Genomic DNA, 16,844 nt, shown 5'->3' with positions numbered 1-16,844 from the left:
GCTGTAGTGCCAGTGGCATCCGCGTTGTGTCACTCACTTGTGCTGCGGTGCAGGTGGCGGCAGCCCTGCGCCTGTCCCGCTGAAAGCGGGATCACACACTTCAGCAACAGAATACAAAGCAACTTATATGATCCGAGCCTACGGCTCTCCATGTTCCATAGATGGCGTTGATCAACAAACTGAAGTTTGTTGTTGAAGGATTAGCACGAGGCGCTGCCTCTTACCTTTTCAGACTTATCGATCTTCGGTTTAAATTTGATTCAGAAGTACGCTGGTGCTGGGGCATAAAAGATAAAGACCATCAGCCTGGAGATTCTCACAACTCTGGAATTTATTCCGGAGGCAGAACATACTACAGAGTGAGGGAGTGCCGTAGGCACGGCGTATATATGCACCTGCATGTCCCACCAGTCTCCCCGTCTCCTGTACTAATAATAAGCAAATTGCAGTGAGCTGAGATTCGAATTTCTGCCAGGAGTTAAAAGCATAAGATATGTAGAGAAGCCGCTGTTTCTCTTGATGGAATATCTTTCTAAACTAATGGAAATATTTACCGGCTGCCTGCTTTTCTCCGCTATCCGTTCTATCTTTAGTTGATAGCTGTTAAGCACCATAAATGCTTGTCTTTTTTGATTGCAATGTTTAACGGCCGGTATCATCGAACGCCTTGTTGTTATGAGCAGACTATTGTACATTTTCGTTTTCTTTTTGACCGGATGGCTCCTCCCGGCCGGGGTGCAGGCACAGGAGTTGCAACCGGTAAAGATCTCCCGGAATAAACGTTTTTTTCAAACCGCAGATGGCAAACCCTTCTTTTGGCTGGGAGATACGGGGTGGTTATTGTTTGTACGACTGACCCGCGAAGAAGTGATCACCTATCTGGATGCCCGGAAGCAACAGGGCTTTAACGTGATTCAGGTGATGGTGCTGCACGATGTAAAAAATGCCCGGAATGTATATGGCGATGATGCTATTGAAGGCGGTGATGCATCCAAACCCATTACGACACCGGGTGCTGATCCGGCCGACTCCGTGGCTTATGATTTCTGGGACCATATAGATTTCGTGATCCGCGAGGCGGCAAAGCGCGGACTGTATATGGCATTGGTTCCCGTTTGGGGCAGCAATGTAAAAGAAGGAAGGGTTACCACGGCACAGGCTGCTGTATTTGCAAAATTCCTGGCGGAGCGGTATAAAGATCAATCCAATATTATCTGGATGAACGGAGGGGATATAAAAGGGACCGATGGCCTTAATGTGTGGAATACCATCGGATCAACTATCAAAAAATATGATCCTCGTCACCTGATGACCTTTCATCCCCGGGGGCGCTATTCTTCTTCCGACTGGTTTCATACAGCCTCCTGGCTTGATTTTAATATGTTTCAAAGTGGGCACCGTACGTATGCACAGGATACCAGTGTGAGCGAGAACAATCATTTCGGAGAAGATAACTGGAAATACGTCAACGTGGATTACCGCCTGAAGCCGGTAAAGCCCACACTGGATGGCGAACCTTCGTATGAAAATATTCCGCATGGATTGCATGATAGCTTACAACCAAGATGGAAGGCGGCCGACCTGCGACGATATGCCTACTGGAGTGTGTTTGCCGGTGGTGCCGGGTTTACCTATGGCGAGAACGCGGTAATGCAGTTCAATACAAAGGGATTTAAGGACGCCAACTATGGAGTAACGCAAGGGTGGAAGCAGGCCGTTCATGCTCCCGGGGCACAACAAATGAAGTTTATTAAAGAGCTGCTGCTGGCGTATGATTATAATAGTCGCGTTCCCGCACAGGAGCTCCTTGTTGACAATAAGGGATCACGCTATAATTACCTGCTTGCAACAAAAGGACGGGGATACGCGATGGTTTATACATACAGCGGCAAACCATTTAAGGTAGATCTTTCCCGCCTCGGTTTTAAGCCGGCAAAAGCAAAATGGTTTTATCCGGCAAATGGAAAATATGCGCCGGTAAAATTAAGCCGGCCGGCTGGGGTGGTGTCATTTGATCCGCCGGAGGCGAAGACAGATGCCGAAGGCACAGACCGGGTGCTGGTGTTGGAGGAATAGAAATAATGGAATGGTCACCCTTCGGCAGGCTTAGGATGACGTGAGCACTTTCTGTCATGCTGAGCCTGTAGAAGCATGAACCGGAGTAATAAACGAACAATTGAAAAGAATTATAATCATACTAATCACGGCGATCGCTGTCAGCTCCTGTTCCAACCGGGCCTACCTCTTCACATCCTTTCATGAACCGGCGGATGCGGGATTGCGTATGCTGTACAGTTACGACGGCTATCACTGGACGGATTTTGATACGGTCTTCCTGAAACCAACAGTGGGACAGCAAAAAGTAATGCGCGATCCTTCGATGGTACAGGGGCCGGATGGCGTTTTTCATTTGGTATGGACCAGCAGCTGGAGGGGCGATAAAGGATTTGGTTATGCTTCGTCAAAAGATTTGATTCACTGGAGTGAGCAACGAATGATCCCGGTAATGGAACAGGAGCCTTCAACAGTAAATGTATGGGCGCCGGAATTATTTTATGATGATGCGGCAAAGGATTACAAGATCATCTGGGCCAGCACCATTCCCGGTCGTTTTGAGCGGGGCGCGGAAGAAGACAGCAATAACCACCGGATGTATGTGACCACTACTAAGGATTTTAAAACATTCACGCCCGCAAAATTATTCCTGGATCCCGGTTTTAGCGTGATCGATGCCGTGATCGTTAAAAAACAAAAAGAGGATTATGTACTGGTGTTAAAGGACAATACAAGACCGGAGCGGAACCTGAAAGTGGCTTTTTCAGATAATGCATCAGGACCCTGGAAAAACGTATCAAAGCCATTCTCCGATAATTTTACGGAAGGCCCTTCGGTAGTGAGGGTAAAGGACCGGTGGCTGATCTATTATGATTCCTATCGCAAAAAGATCTACGAGGTAAAGGCCACAAAGGATTTTCATCATTTTGAGGATGTCACCGGTCAGGTTACGGTACCGGAGGGACATAAACATGGTACGATCGTGCCGGTAAAGAAAAAGATCGTACGGCGATTGCTCAGGTGGTTTAAAGAATGATGAGGAAGGAGTGGTGTGGTACCTTCAATAACCAGGATTAAGGTATTGAAACGGGTCTATGTTTAGGAGGCCGTCCGCCGGACAGTGAAAAGAAAAATCAAGCGGAATGGCGTTCCGCTGGAAGCGGGACAAAGCCTGAAGCGCATATTTTTCTGGTCCCGCCTCGCTGACAAAGAACAGGGAAGGCGGGATTCACCTTTCGGCGGACAAGATTTTTGCTCCACTTTTCATCGACTGGAAAAGTGGAAAAAGAAAAATATAAAAACAACATGCAATTGAAACACTACATACTGGTATTTCTGATTTCAACAGCATCGCTCCTGCATGCGCAGAACGATACCGTCCGTTATACCGGTGAAATCTTATCCAATGTGGATTATCATCACGGGCAGTTGACGCCGGCAGTGGGCGTGCACAATATACAGGTGTTCCGCGCCAATCGTCAGCACCCGGAATGGGCGGGTGGTATGAACTGGACCTACAATCACCAGCCTATGATCTGTTACTGGAACCATACCTTTTATCTTCATTTTTTAAGCGACCCTGTTGGAGAACATATTGCACCGGGCGCCACCTACCTGCTCACCTCCAAAGATGGTTATACCTGGAGCAAGCCGGTAACCTTATTCCCGGTATATCGGATACCCGATGGATTTAAAAAGAAAGAGGATTCGGTGGTTGCAAAAAGTACCGACGCGGTGATGCACCAGCGCATGGGTTTTTATGTGACAAAAAACAACAAGCTACTGGCGCTGGGTTATTATGGTATTGCCCTGCATCCGAAAGATGACCCCAATGATGGAAACGGCATCGGTCGCGTGGTGCGGGAAATAAAGCCGGACGGCAGTTTTGGCCCGGTGTATTTTATCCGTTATAATCATGATTTTAATGAAAAGAACACGCATTATCCTTTTTATAAAAGATCGAAAGATAAAGCCTTTGTTGCCGCCTGTGATGAATTGCTGACGCAACCCCTGCAGATGCAGCAATGGGTGGAGGAAGCCGACCGGAATGATCCGCTGATCCCATTGAAGAAAGAATTCAAGGCCTTTAATTATTACCATTTGCCGGATCAGCGTGTAGTGGGTCTTTGGAAATATGCCCTCACCAGCATCAGCAGCGATGGCGGCCGTACCTGGCAGTACAACCCTACGCGCGCGCCCGGTTTTGTAAATGCCAATGCAAAAATATGGGGACAAAAGACAGGGAGCGGTAAATATATCACGGTTTATAATCCTTCTGAATTCCGCTGGCCGCTGGCGGTTTCTACAAGCGATGACGGGCTGAACTATAAGGATCTGTTGCTGGTGAATGGTGAAATTACATCCATGCGTTATGGAGGTAATTATAAATCATATGGACCCCAGTATGTACGCGGCATCCAGGAAGGGAATGGAGCGCCGCCGGATGGCAGGACCTGGGTAGGATATAGTATGAACAAGGAAGACATCTGGGTAGCGGCGATTCCTCAAAAGATCACCGGTTATGTAAATGAAGATGTAAGCGAAGTGTTTTCACAGATGGATGCGGGAACAGCGCTCGCCGGATGGAATCTTTACAGCCCGCTGTGGGCAAAGGCAGGTATTGAACAACAGGAGGGCGAAAACGTATTGAGATTGCATGATGAAGATCCTTTCGATTATGTAAAGGCGGAGCGGGTAGTGCCGGAGTCGGAACATATGCGGATCGCGTTTGCTGTAACGCCCCGGCAATCGGATCATGGGCGCCTGGATATTGAATTCCAGGATGCGCGGAATACACCCGCCATCCGTATCAGCTTTGACTCCACCGGTTCGCTGATCACAAAAGCGGGTTACCGCGATAAAGGACTGATGAAGTACGAATCCGGAAAAAAATATGAGTTGGTGATCGAGGTAAATACCCGCACCCGTTTTTATACGGTGACCATTAACGGTAGCAAACCTTCCAACAATATTTTATTTGCGCCCATACACCGGCTGCATCACATCAGTTTCCGTACGGGCAGCGTGCGGCGTTTTCCCGATGCCGATACGCCTACCGACCAGCTATATGACCTGCCAGGTGCTGGTGAAAAAGATAAAGAAGCGGTATTTGATGTCCATTATTTTAAATCGACAAAGTTGTAACATGCGGGTAAGATTGCTATATAGTGTATTGTTCTTGATGATAGCTACGGGATCAAAAGCCCAGGTATTGCAGGCGGATGCATTTAAACATTATGTAGACCGGTTCAATACCATGGAAGATGAGAACATTGTTCAGGCCATCCCCAATGCGGCTTCCTGGGAATGGATGAAGGCTAATATCCCGCTTTTTGAATGTCCGGATAAAAACTGGGAGGAGTTGTATTACTATCGCTGGTGGACCCTGCGCAAGCATATAAAACAAACAGATCAGGGCTATGTATTCACCGAATTTCTTGTACAGCGTTCTTATGCAGATAAATATAACCTGATCAGCAGCGGGCTGGGGCATCATATTTATGAAGCCCGCTGGCTACATGATAAAAAATACATGGATGATAACCTGCATATTTGGTACAGGGGAAATGGCGGAAAGCCGATGAAAAAGCTCCGGTTTTACAGTGGCTGGAATGCGGATGCGGTTTACCATCGCTACCTGGTAAATGGCGACAAGAATTTTCTGCTGGATCTGTATCCCGACCTGGAAGCTGATTACAAAGGATGGGAAGAAGAGCGCAAGGCAAAAAGTGGGCTCTTCTGGCAATATGATGTGCGGGATGCCATGGAGGAAACCATCAGTGGAGGCAGAAGAGAAAAAAATCCAAGACCATCCATTAACGGGTATATGTATGGCAACGCAAAAGCACTGGCGCTAATAGCCACCATGAAGGGATTCTCTGAGGATGCGGCCTTATTCAATAAAAAAGCAGATACAATAAAAAAGCAAACCGAGGCCTTACTGTGGAATCCGGCTGCGGATTTCTTTGAAGTACGGAAAGAAAAGGGTGATACCCTGGCCAATGTAATGGAGGAGATCGGATTTATTCCCTGGTACTTCAATATGCCGGGCGGTCAATACAACAAAGCCTGGAAGCGATTGATGGATGCAAAACATTTTTATGCTCCTTTTGGCATTACCACGGCCGACCGGAGTCATCCCGGTTTCCGGACCCATGGCTGCTGCAATTGCGAATGGGATGGCGCGGTATGGCCCTTTGCCACGGCCCAGACCCTTACCGCGATGGGCAATTTCCTGCGCAGTTATCAACAATCGATCATTTCCAGGAAGGATTACTACCAGTTGATGGATACCTATGTACGCTCGCAACACCGGGATGGGAAACCTTATATCGGCGAATACCTCGATGAAAAAACCGGCGCCTGGCTGAAAGGAGAAGAGCGGAGCCGGTATTATAATCATTCCACGTTTAATGACCTGGTGATCTCCGGTATCGCCGGCCTGGTGCCAAGAGCCGATAACCGGATCGAAGTGAACCCCTTGCTCCCCGCGGGAACATGGGATTGGTTTGCGCTGGATAATGTTTTGTACCACGGAAAGATCATTACGATCATCTGGGATAGGACGGGAAAAAAATACCATAAAGGAAAAGGCTTGTCGGTTTGGGCAGATGGTAAACTGGTGCAGCGTTCCAAACGGTTAACAAAGATTACAGGAGAGTTATGATAAAATATGGATTGATCCTGATAATGATGATGGTACTTGTGCCGAGGCTGGATGCACAATTAGCCCTTGCAAAGATTATCGGTCACAATATGGTATTGCAGCAGGGACAGCCGTTGCCCATTTGGGGACAGGCTCGGGCAGGAACACTTGTAACTATCCGGTTTAAGAAACAGCAAAGAGAAACCAGGGCAGATGCATCCGGGAACTGGAAGGTTATACTGAAACCGGAAAAGGCGTCTTTTGATCCGGCGATGCTGGAGATCCGGTCGGATAACGAAACAATAAGATTACAAAATATCCTGGTAGGGGAAGTGTGGCTTTGCTCAGGGCAATCAAATATGGAATTTGCCATGCGCAAGATCGGTAAGCTACAGCCGCCACCGGGGGCGCATTGGCCGGTTGACGAACTGGAAACGGCGCATAATACGCATATCCGCATTTTTTTAGCCGAGCGCAAAAAAATGATGCCTGATTCCACGCACGCGGGGTGGAATCAGGCGGAAGGAACGGCCTTGCGCAGCTTTTCAGCCGTTGGGTATTTCTTTGCAAAAGAATTACAGGCCCGGCTGAAAGTGCCGGTAGGTGTGATCTCCGCGGCCATACCCGGTAGCCGGATTGAACCCTGGATGCCGAGGGATGCTTTTATGGAACTTGATTTTTTTAGCAACCAAAGAGACAGTACGCATAAAATAGACGGCGATCCGGGCAAGTTTTATACCACGATGATCCAACCGTTGATACCCTTTGCGCTAAAAGGATTTTTATGGTACCAGGGAGAATCCAACTGTTTTTTGAACGAACGCCAGCAATACAGTTATAAAATGGAGGCGCTGATCCGGTACTGGCGTAAACAATGGGGTAATGACCATTTACCTTTTTATTATGTGCAGATCGCGCCCTATTATTATTCAAAAGCAACGGACCGCCCTTATACAGTATATAGTGAACCGGAGTTCTGGGAGGCACAGGCCGCGGCCTTAAGGATCCCGCATACGGTCATGATCAGCACCCTGGATCTGAACGATGATCCGGCGGATCTGCACCCGGTAAATAAATGGGACCTTGGAAAGCGCATGGCCGGAACGGCGCTTAGTGCTGCTTATAAGGTTAGCAGTGCTGCGCCAATGGGGCCGGTATTTAAAAGCGCCGTAAAAAAAGGGGATACATTTGTAATTGATTTTAACTATAAAGGAAAAGGGCTGATAAGCCGGGAGGGAAGGCCGCTGGAAGGATTTGAAGTGGAAAACGAAAACGGCGATTATGTAAAAGCAGATGCCGTTATTAAAGATAGCAAGATTCAGGTACATGCGGCAGGAGTGGTGGCCCCCCGTGCGGTGCGTTATGCCTGGCGGGAAGATGCCCGGGCATCGTTATATAATAAAGAAGGCTTGCCGGCATTGCCGTTCCGTACCGCTCCGCGAAACTATAAGTTTCGCGGCATTATACCTGCACTGAAGCTGAAGTGAGTGATCCACCACGGCGGACAGGCAACAAGGGAGCCGATAGCAGCACTGCCGATGACAACATAAAAAATGCGCAGACTTATTTATATATTTTTCTTATTCTTCTTTGTGAGCGCCAACGCTCAGCAAACGGAGGTGAAATACCTTTCTGGCAAGGGAAGCGGCGATATGGTGCAGTGGAACTTTTATTGCACGGGCGGTATGAACGCAAACAAATGGACCACCATCGGAGTGCCCTCCTGCTGGGAGTTACAGGGGTTTGGGAAATATAACTACGGGTTTGCAAAGGAGAGCGTTAAAGGGAAAGAAAAAGGATTGTATAAGCATCGGTTCACCGTTCCTGCGGATTGGAAAGACAAAATGGTGAACATTGTTTTTGAGGGTGTGATGACGGATGCGGAAGTAAAGGTGAACGGAAAGCTGGCCGGTCCGGTGCACCAGGGGGCCTTTTATGCCTTCCGGTATGAGATCAGCAAGCTGTTGAAATACGGAAAGGAAAACCTGCTGGAAGTAACGGTGGCCAAACACTCGGCCAATCAATCGGTAAATGCGGCAGAGCGCGAAGGCGATTTCTGGATCTTCGGTGGCATCTTCCGCCCGGTATGGTTGGAAGTCTTGCCACCCTTGCATATCAGCAAAGTAGCCATCAATGCGGGAGCGGATGGATCATTTGCTGCTGTTGTAAACACGAATGCTGCTAAACAGGAACAGCTAAAGGTTGAACTCCTTAATAGCAAAGGTGAAAAACTGCCTGGTAATATGTCCGGTGTTTTTGACTGGAAAAAGGGTTCCTTTTTTATAACGGAGGCCGTAAACGATATTCGACCCTGGACGCCGGAAACACCGGAATTGTATACCGCTGTTTTTACTTTATATAAAAGTAATCAACCGGTTCATAGCCTGTCGAAAAAATTTGGTTTCCGTACCGTCGAGCTCCGGAAGCGGGACGGCATTTATGTGAACGGCGTAAAAGTGAAGTTCAAAGGCATCAACCGGCATTCCTTCCGCCCGGAGACCGGTCGTACACTAAGTAAACAGAACAGCATTGAGGATGTATTGCTGATAAAGGAAATGAACATGAACGCGGTGCGGATGAGTCATTACCCGCCCGATGGGCATTTCCTGGAGGTATGCGATTCGCTGGGGTTGTTTGTGATGGATGAACTGGCGGGCTGGCATGGGCACTATGATACACCCACGGGTACAAAGCTGCTGAAGGAAATGATCGATCATGATGTGAATCATCCATCCATTGTGTTATGGTCGAATGGAAATGAAGGGGGGCATAATGTTGAACTGGACTCCCTGTTTACGGCGTTCGATCTGCAGCAGCGACCGGTGGTGCATCCCTGGCAGTTGTTTAACGGGATCGAAACTCAGCATTACCGGCAATACAATTACGGAATTGGCAATTATGATAACGGACATGATATCGTACTGCCCACCGAGTTTTTACACGGACAATACGATGGCGGTCATGGCGCCGGACTGGGAGATTACTGGGATAAAATGTGGCGAGACCCGCTGCATGCAGGCGGCTTCCTGTGGGATTTTGCCGACCAGGCCGTGGTGCGGAAAGATCTGCACGACTCCCTGGATACCGATAAGCACCGTGGGGCGGATGGTATTGTGGGGCCGCACCATGAGAAGGAGGGTAGCTTTTACGCCGTGAAACAGATCTGGAGCCCGGTGTATGTTGAACGAAGGGAGCTGACACCGGATTTTGATGGCAGGTTAACGATCGAGAACCGCTACCTGTACACCAACCTGGATCAATGCCGTTTTAGCTGGGAGTTGAAACGGTTAGGTCTGAGTGCAACAGCAGAGAAAAAGGGAACCGCTGTGGCGCCCTCTGTGGCACCTGGTGGCAAAGGTGTGCTGGAGCTGCAATTGCCGGCTGACTGGAACACCTATGATGTGTTGTATGTAACGGTCAGGGATAAAAATCAAATGGAGCTCTTTACCTGGAGCTTCCCGATCAGCTTGCCGGATAAAAAGGCGATGGAAATGGTAAAGCAAGACGGAGAAGGGGCGGTGCAACTGGTTACCGTAGATTCCATTTATAAAATCCGCGTAAGTGATGTGCAGCTCAGCATCAATAAAAATACGGGATTGCTGCTGTCGGTCGAAAATGCAAAAGGGCGGATGCCGCTTGCAAATGGTCCCCGCATCCAGGAAGGGGTAACCAATTTTAAGAATTTTTCCCATCGCTTTGAAGGAAAGCAGCTCATTATTGAATCGGCATTTGATAAAAAAGAAAGCTTTAATACATTGCGGTGGACGATCTATCCCAGCGGATGGATCAAAATGGAGGTGCATTATTTCCCTTTAGCACTGCACACGAATATGCTGGGCGTTAATTTTGATTACCCTGAAACACAGATGCGCTCGGTAACCTATATGGGCAATGGTCCCTACCGGGTATGGAAGAACCGGATGAAGGGCACAACCTTCGGTGTTTGGAACAAGCAATACAACAATACGGAGACCGGCGAACAGTGGGTATACCCGGAATTTAAAGGGTATTATTCCAATTTTTATGGCGGGTATTTCGATGGAAAAGACCAGCGGTTTACGGTGGCCACAGAAACGGAAGACCTGTTTTTGCGGTTATTTTCTGCAGCGCCAAAGACCGATCCCTGGCACAATTACGAACCGCTTTTCCCGGAGGGAGATATTTCCTTTATGCAGGCGATCCCTTCCATCGGCAATAAAACACAGACCAGCGAGAGCACCGGTCCCATGGGGCAAAAAAATATTTTTTACGATTACGAGAAAGATCCCGGCAGGGCGCTGAAAATGATCCTGTGGTTTAATTTTTCCGCAAATACAACAAAGCAATGAGCAGGCGGATGATCATCTTATGGCTACTGGCCTTTCCCGCTGTAATGCAGGCCCAGCTGGCCGTACAGGAGTTGAAATGCGAGCAGCTCAATAATCCTGTTGGCATTGATGTGGTACAGCCCCGGCTGAGCTGGCAATTAAAAAGCGATCAGCACCATGTAAAACAGACAGCCTACCGGATATGGGTGGCTTCCTCAAAAGCATTGCTGGATACGGGTAAGCCGGATCTCTGGAACAGTGGTAAAGTTATTTCGGATGAGTCATTATTGATTGCATATAAAGGAAAGCCGCTTACCAGTAATGATAATTGTTATTGGAAAGTGCAGGTCTTTTCCAATAAGAACGACAGCGCCTGGAGCGATATGGGGCAATGGAGCATGGGACTATTGCAAGCCGGCGATTGGAAAGCAAAATGGATCGGTTATGATAAAGCATCGTCCTGGGATAGTATTACACAATGGTCGCGGCTTTCTGCCAGGTATTTCCGGAAAGGATTTGATGTAGAACAAAAAATAAAGACCGCAGTATTGCATATTGCGGGTTTGGGGGTATATGAACTCTACCTGAACGGAAAAAAGATCGGCGGCCAGGTACTGGCGCCCGTACCCACCGATTACCGGAAATCGGTACGGTACAATAGTTTTGATGTATCGGCTAACCTGGTTGATGGAAAAAATGCGATCGGTGTGGTGCTGGGCAACGGCCGCTTTTTTACTATGCGTCAGAATTACAAGCCCAAAAAGATCAACACCTTTGGCTATCCCAAACTGTTGCTGCAACTGGAGATCACTTATGCTGATGGCAGTCGGAAGCTGATTGTGTCGGATGATTCCTGGAAATTTACGGCAGATGGTCCCATCCGCACCAACAACGAATACGACGGGGAAGAGTATGATGCCACTAAAGAATTTCCAGGATGGACAACCGCCTCTTTTGACGACACAAAATGGACCCGACCGCGACTGGTAAGCGCGCCGGAAGGAAGGCTGCGGGCTCAGCTGACACCCGGGATGCGGGTCATGGACTCGATGCTGCCAAAAAAAATTAACCGGTTAAAGGATAGCGTTTATATCCTGGACATGGGACAGAACTTTGCCGGATGGCTGCGGATGAAAGTAAAGGGCATGCGCGGACAAAAAGTAAAATTACGTTTTGCAGAGAGCCTGCAACCGGATGGATCGCTTTATACGGCTAACCTCCGGGATGCGCGGGTTACAGACATTTATACCTTAAAAGGCGGTGCAGAAGAACAATGGCAGCCTTCATTTGTATACCATGGATTCCGCTACGTGGAGATCACCGGCTATCCCGGTATTCCATCAGTGAATAATTTTATGGGATTGCTGATCTATGATCAGATGGCCACCACCGGTAAACTGGAAACCTCCAATGTCACGCTGAACCAGGTGTTGAAAAATGCCTGGTGGAGCATTGCTTCCAATTACAAAGGTATGCCGGTGGATTGTCCGCAGCGCAATGAGCGGCAGCCTTGGCTGGGCGATCGCACCCAGGGCGCTCTGGGTGAAAGTTATTTGTTTAACAACGCTACCTTATATGCCAAATGGCTGGATGATATCCGGGAATCGCAAACAGAGGAAGGCGCGGTCCCCGATGTGGCACCGGCCTTCTGGAATTATTACAGCGACAATGTGACCTGGCCTGCCGCTTATATCCTGGTGGCGGAAATGCTGTACCGGCAGTACGGCGACCGGCAATCGATCGAGAAGCATTATCCTTCCATGAAAAAGTGGATGGAATATATGTGGCGGAAATACAGGAAGGAGGACCTGATCACAAAGGATAAATACGGCGACTGGTGTGTGCCGCCGGAAAGCCTGGAACTGATCCGTTCAAAAGACCCGCTGCGGAATACGAACGGAACCTTGCTGGCCACGGCTTATTATTATCACCTGCTGAAAGTAATGAAACAGTTTGCTGTGTTGACCGGCAGGCCCGGAGATGTGACCGGTTATGATCAGCGGGCGGCCCGCATAAAAGCGGCCTTCAACAAAACATTCCTGAAGAATGGTAATCACTATGATAATAATACGGCAACCGCTAACCTGCTGCCACTGTATTTTGGGATGGTACCAAAGCCAAAGATAGCAGCGGTGAAAGAGCAGCTGTTACAGAAATTAAAAAAAGATAATATGCACATCAGCACCGGTGTGATCGGTACCCAGTGGCTGATGCGCGGGTTGACAAAATACGAATATGCTGATGCTGCATTTACAGTGGCTACTAATAAAACTTATCCCAGCTGGGGGTATATGGCAGCACAAGGAGCTACCACCATCTGGGAATTGTGGAATGGAAATACCGCCAACCCGCAGATGAATTCGCAGAACCATGTGATGCTACTGGGCGACCTGGTCACCTGGGGTTTTGAAAGCCTGGCGGGTATTCAAACCGAACCGGGCGCTGCGGCTTTTAAGAAGATCCGCATGCAGCCGGCATTTGCAAAAGGTCTGGATAGCGTGAATGCCTCTTATGAATCACCCTACGGGCTAATAAAAAGTTCCTGGAAACGGGACGGGAATGCACTAGATTGGGCGATCGAACTACCGCCAAATACATCGGCGGTAATCAGCATTCCGTCAGATAAGGTAACGGTATCAGGTCAACCATTAAAGCAGGTGGCCGACCGGAAAAATAATACCACGCACCTGGAATTGGGAAGTGGCAGGTATTCGTTTAAAATAAGATTAAATCAATAAGGCAGGAATGAAACAGGTATGGTGTTTTTGTTTGTTATTGCTGTTTGGTAATGTAAATGCCCAGGATGCGGGAGCACCGGATGAATTGCAGCAAAAGGCGCAGCGTTGGGTAGACAGTCTGAAGCTGAATGATAAAATGAAAGCCGATAAGATACGACAAGCAATCGTAACGCATTTTACAGCGGTAAGGGACTGGCATAATTCCCATCCGTTTACACAGGTTCCTGCCGGGATCAATCCGGCTACGGGCAATAAGTTATCCGATCTCGACCGGCAGTTGATCGTTTGTTCTTCTAAACCCGCCACCATTCATACATCGCTCATGGAGGTATTAAATGCGGAGTTGAATGCGGAGCAGGTAGCCTTTATCCTGGACCAGTACACGATCGGAAAAGCGGCTTTTACCTTAAAAGGATATGAAGCCATTGTGCCGGACCTTACCGAAAAAGAACGCGCCGAGATCCGCAAAAACCTGGAGCAAGCACGTGAACAGGCGATCGACTATAAGAATATGAAAGAGATCTCGGCCATCTTTGAGATCTATAAAACAAAATGCGAGCAATACCTGAATAACAATGGCAGGAACTGGCGGCAGTTGTTTAAGAATTACGTGGATAAGGTAAAAGCAGAAAAGGAAAAGAAAAAAAGCGGAGCTTTGTAAGCGTGGATTTTACCTGTCATGCCGAGCCTGCCGCCTGTCCGTCGTGGCGGGAAGCATGACCCGGTGCCTCCCGTACCACAGTACAAGAGTGCGATCCGCCACGGCGGACAGGCGCAAGTAAAGCCGCCATCCCGATAGTTATCGGGACTGCTGCCGGGCAAAAAATGAATAATGATAAAGCATAAATAACAATGATAAAAAAACTAAACCTGTTGATCGTTTGTTTGTTAATAACCGTTTTAGCTACCGCGCAGGCCAACCGCTGGAAACAAGGCATCCTGGTAGATGAATTTATCTATGATACCGCATCCTTCCCGCAGGCGCATGCCTCCACCATTGCTGAAACGCCGGACGGATTGATCGCCGCCTGGTTTGGCGGTACAAAGGAAGGCAATAAGGATGTCTGCATCTGGACGAGCCATTTGGTAAACGATCAATGGACCGCTCCTGAAATGGTGGCGGATGGCGTGCTGAACGACTCTACGCGCTATGCCTGCTATAACCCGGTGTTGTACTATGCACCTACGGGAGAATTATTATTGTTTTATAAGATAGGACCCAATGTAGCGGGGTGGACGGGTTGGTTGAAACGTTCCAAAGACAATGGCAAGACCTGGAGTGAGCGGGAAGCCCTGCCCGATGACTTCCTGGGACCCATCAAGAACAAGCCCGAGCTGGTCAATGGCGTTTTGATCTGTCCGTCCAGTACTGAGAAGAATGGTTGGAAGGTACATTTTGAATATACGAAGGACTGGGGTCATACCTGGACAAAATCGGCACCCATCAACGATGGCGTGCAATTTTCGGCCATACAGCCTTCCATTTTAAAATATAAGAACGGGGATCTGCAGGTGGTAGGTCGCACCCGCAACACGGTGATCTATCAAAGCCAGAGTAAAGACAATGGCATGACCTGGTCGCCCATGACAGCGCTGGACCTGCCCAACAACAATTCGGGTACGGATGCCGTAACCTTAAAAGACGGCCGCCAGCTGCTGGTGTACAATCATGTGCTGCCGGATTCCTCCTGGAAGAAAGGGAAAGGACCACGCACGCCGCTGAACGTAGCACTTTCAAAGGATGGCAGGCAGTGGATGGCAGCCCTGGTGCTGGAAGATTCGCCCGTTAGTCAGTATTCCTATCCCTCCGTGATCCAGGGAAAGGATGGCATGGTGCACATTGTGTACACCTGGCGTCGGCAAAAGATCAAGTATGTAAAGCTTGATCCGGCAAAGCTGAAACTTACTCCCATAAAGAACAAGCGGTGGCCTGGCGCCATCAGCTCGAGAGGCGTGGTGACAGACGATTAAGAAAGTTTCGCATGGTCGGTCTACCCCAATGACCACGTGTTGGGATGGTAGTTGCTGTATTGCGTGAGGCATATGCCCTCCAAAAAATAACAAAATCCTACATCTGGTTAGTAGTATCGTGCAGTTCTTAAATAAAAAAAAGTACAAACTTTATCGGTCTCAAAAAATGGATGCATGAAAGCGATTGCAGGAAAGTTTGTCCCCGTAATGATCACGCCTTTTGATCTGAAAGCCGGTATCGATTATGATGCCGTTACACAATTAGTGGAATTCTACCTGGAAGCTGGTGTGGAAGGTTTTTTCGCCAACTGCCTCAGCAGCGAGATGTTCAGCATTACCGAAGAAGAGCGGCTGGCACTCACACAGCATGTAGTCAAATGCGTGAACGGCCGCGTTCCGGTGGTGGCTACGGGCTCCTTTGGACTTGCAATAGAAGATAAAGTACAGTTTACAAAAAAGATCTATGACACCGGTGTGGATGCGGTGATCATGATCAGCGGACATTTTGCAAAACTGGAAGAGGACGATGCCGTACTGTTACGCAATTTTGAAAAATTGTTTTCGCTTACAGGCGATATCCCGCTGGGCATTTATGAATGCCCGGCTCCTTACAAACGCATACTGGGTGCGGATGTGTTTAAACAGCTGTTACAGTCCGACCGCTTGGTTTATCACAAGGATACGTCCATCACGCATGAAAACGTAATAGCCAAACTCGGCGTGTTAAAAGAAACAAACAGTTCGCTTGAGTTCTATGATGCGCATACGCCCAATGCCTTGTTCAGCATGTTGCAGGGCGCAGTAGGCATGTCATCCATCTCTGGGAACTTTTATCCCGAGGTGCTGGTGTGGATGGTGAAGAACGCAAATAACCCCGGGCAGCAGCAAACGGCGAAATGGTTACAGGCGGAACTTACAAGTGTGGATCCCATGATCCACCAGGCCTATCCCATGAGCGCCAAGTATTTCCTGGAAAAGCGCGGACTGCCGGTGCGCACCATCAGCCGGGCTTATGCGCTGCATTTGACGCCCGATCAGAAAAAGGAAGTGGATGCGCTCTACAATCGGTTCCTGGGTTGGTGCGACCGGTTAGGGATTCAACCCGTGGGATTGTAATTTACCATGGTA

At 48.6% G+C, this 16,844-nt stretch carries 10 protein-coding genes; all 10 read left to right on the top strand.

Annotated features, from left to right (window positions below; translation table 11 throughout):
- Positions 1-675 precede the first annotated feature (675 nt).
- The 10 genes from LL912_RS10530 (at position 676) to LL912_RS10485 (ending at position 16,832) form a co-directional block, all read left to right on the top strand.
- The gene (locus LL912_RS10530) at positions 676-2,076 is read left to right on the top strand and encodes a glycoside hydrolase family 140 protein (RefSeq protein WP_235553536.1); all 1,401 of its coding nucleotides are present in this window, start codon (positions 676-678) and stop codon (positions 2,074-2,076) included.
- 100 nt (positions 2,077-2,176) lie between these two features.
- Positions 2,177-3,091 carry a glycoside hydrolase family 43 protein gene (locus LL912_RS10525; protein WP_235553535.1) on the top strand — a complete coding sequence of 305 codons (915 nt, stop codon included), beginning with the start codon at positions 2,177-2,179 and terminating at the stop codon, positions 3,089-3,091.
- Between the two features lie 269 nt (positions 3,092-3,360).
- Complete coding sequence (locus tag LL912_RS10520) at positions 3,361-5,199, top strand: exo-alpha-sialidase (protein ID WP_235553534.1); 1,839 nt, start codon at positions 3,361-3,363, stop codon at positions 5,197-5,199.
- 1 nt (position 5,200) lies between these two features.
- Positions 5,201-6,721 (top strand): MGH1-like glycoside hydrolase domain-containing protein, encoded by a 1,521-nt coding sequence (locus tag LL912_RS10515; RefSeq protein ID WP_235553533.1) that lies wholly within the window; start codon positions 5,201-5,203, stop codon positions 6,719-6,721.
- Positions 6,718-8,187 (top strand): sialate O-acetylesterase, encoded by a 1,470-nt coding sequence (locus LL912_RS10510; RefSeq protein ID WP_235553532.1) that lies wholly within the window; start codon positions 6,718-6,720, stop codon positions 8,185-8,187. Before LL912_RS10515 ends, LL912_RS10510 begins: the two co-directional genes overlap by 4 nt.
- A gap of 66 nt (positions 8,188-8,253) precedes the next feature.
- On the top strand, positions 8,254-11,028 hold the full coding sequence (locus LL912_RS10505) for a glycoside hydrolase family 2 protein (protein WP_235553531.1): 2,775 nt from the start codon (positions 8,254-8,256) through the stop codon (positions 11,026-11,028).
- Entirely contained in the window at positions 11,025-13,745 is a 2,721-nt protein-coding gene (locus LL912_RS10500) for a glycoside hydrolase family 78 protein (RefSeq protein ID WP_235553530.1), read from the top strand. Before LL912_RS10505 ends, LL912_RS10500 begins: the two co-directional genes overlap by 4 nt.
- A 7-nt stretch (positions 13,746-13,752) precedes the next feature.
- On the top strand, positions 13,753-14,406 hold the full coding sequence (locus tag LL912_RS10495; RefSeq protein ID WP_235553529.1) for a DUF3826 domain-containing protein: 654 nt from the start codon (positions 13,753-13,755) through the stop codon (positions 14,404-14,406).
- A 191-nt stretch (positions 14,407-14,597) separates the two neighbouring features.
- Entirely contained in the window at positions 14,598-15,716 is a 1,119-nt protein-coding gene (locus LL912_RS10490; RefSeq protein ID WP_235553528.1) for a sialidase family protein, read from the top strand.
- A gap of 174 nt (positions 15,717-15,890) precedes the next feature.
- Positions 15,891-16,832, top strand: coding sequence for a dihydrodipicolinate synthase family protein (locus LL912_RS10485; protein WP_235553527.1), 942 nt, complete (start codon positions 15,891-15,893; stop codon positions 16,830-16,832).
- The last annotated feature ends 12 nt before the right edge of the window (positions 16,833-16,844 follow it).

Source organism: Niabella agricola (assembly GCF_021538615.1).
GTDB lineage: Bacteria > Bacteroidota > Bacteroidia > Chitinophagales > Chitinophagaceae > Niabella > Niabella agricola.
This window is presented reverse-complemented; position numbering and strand designations above follow the sequence as displayed.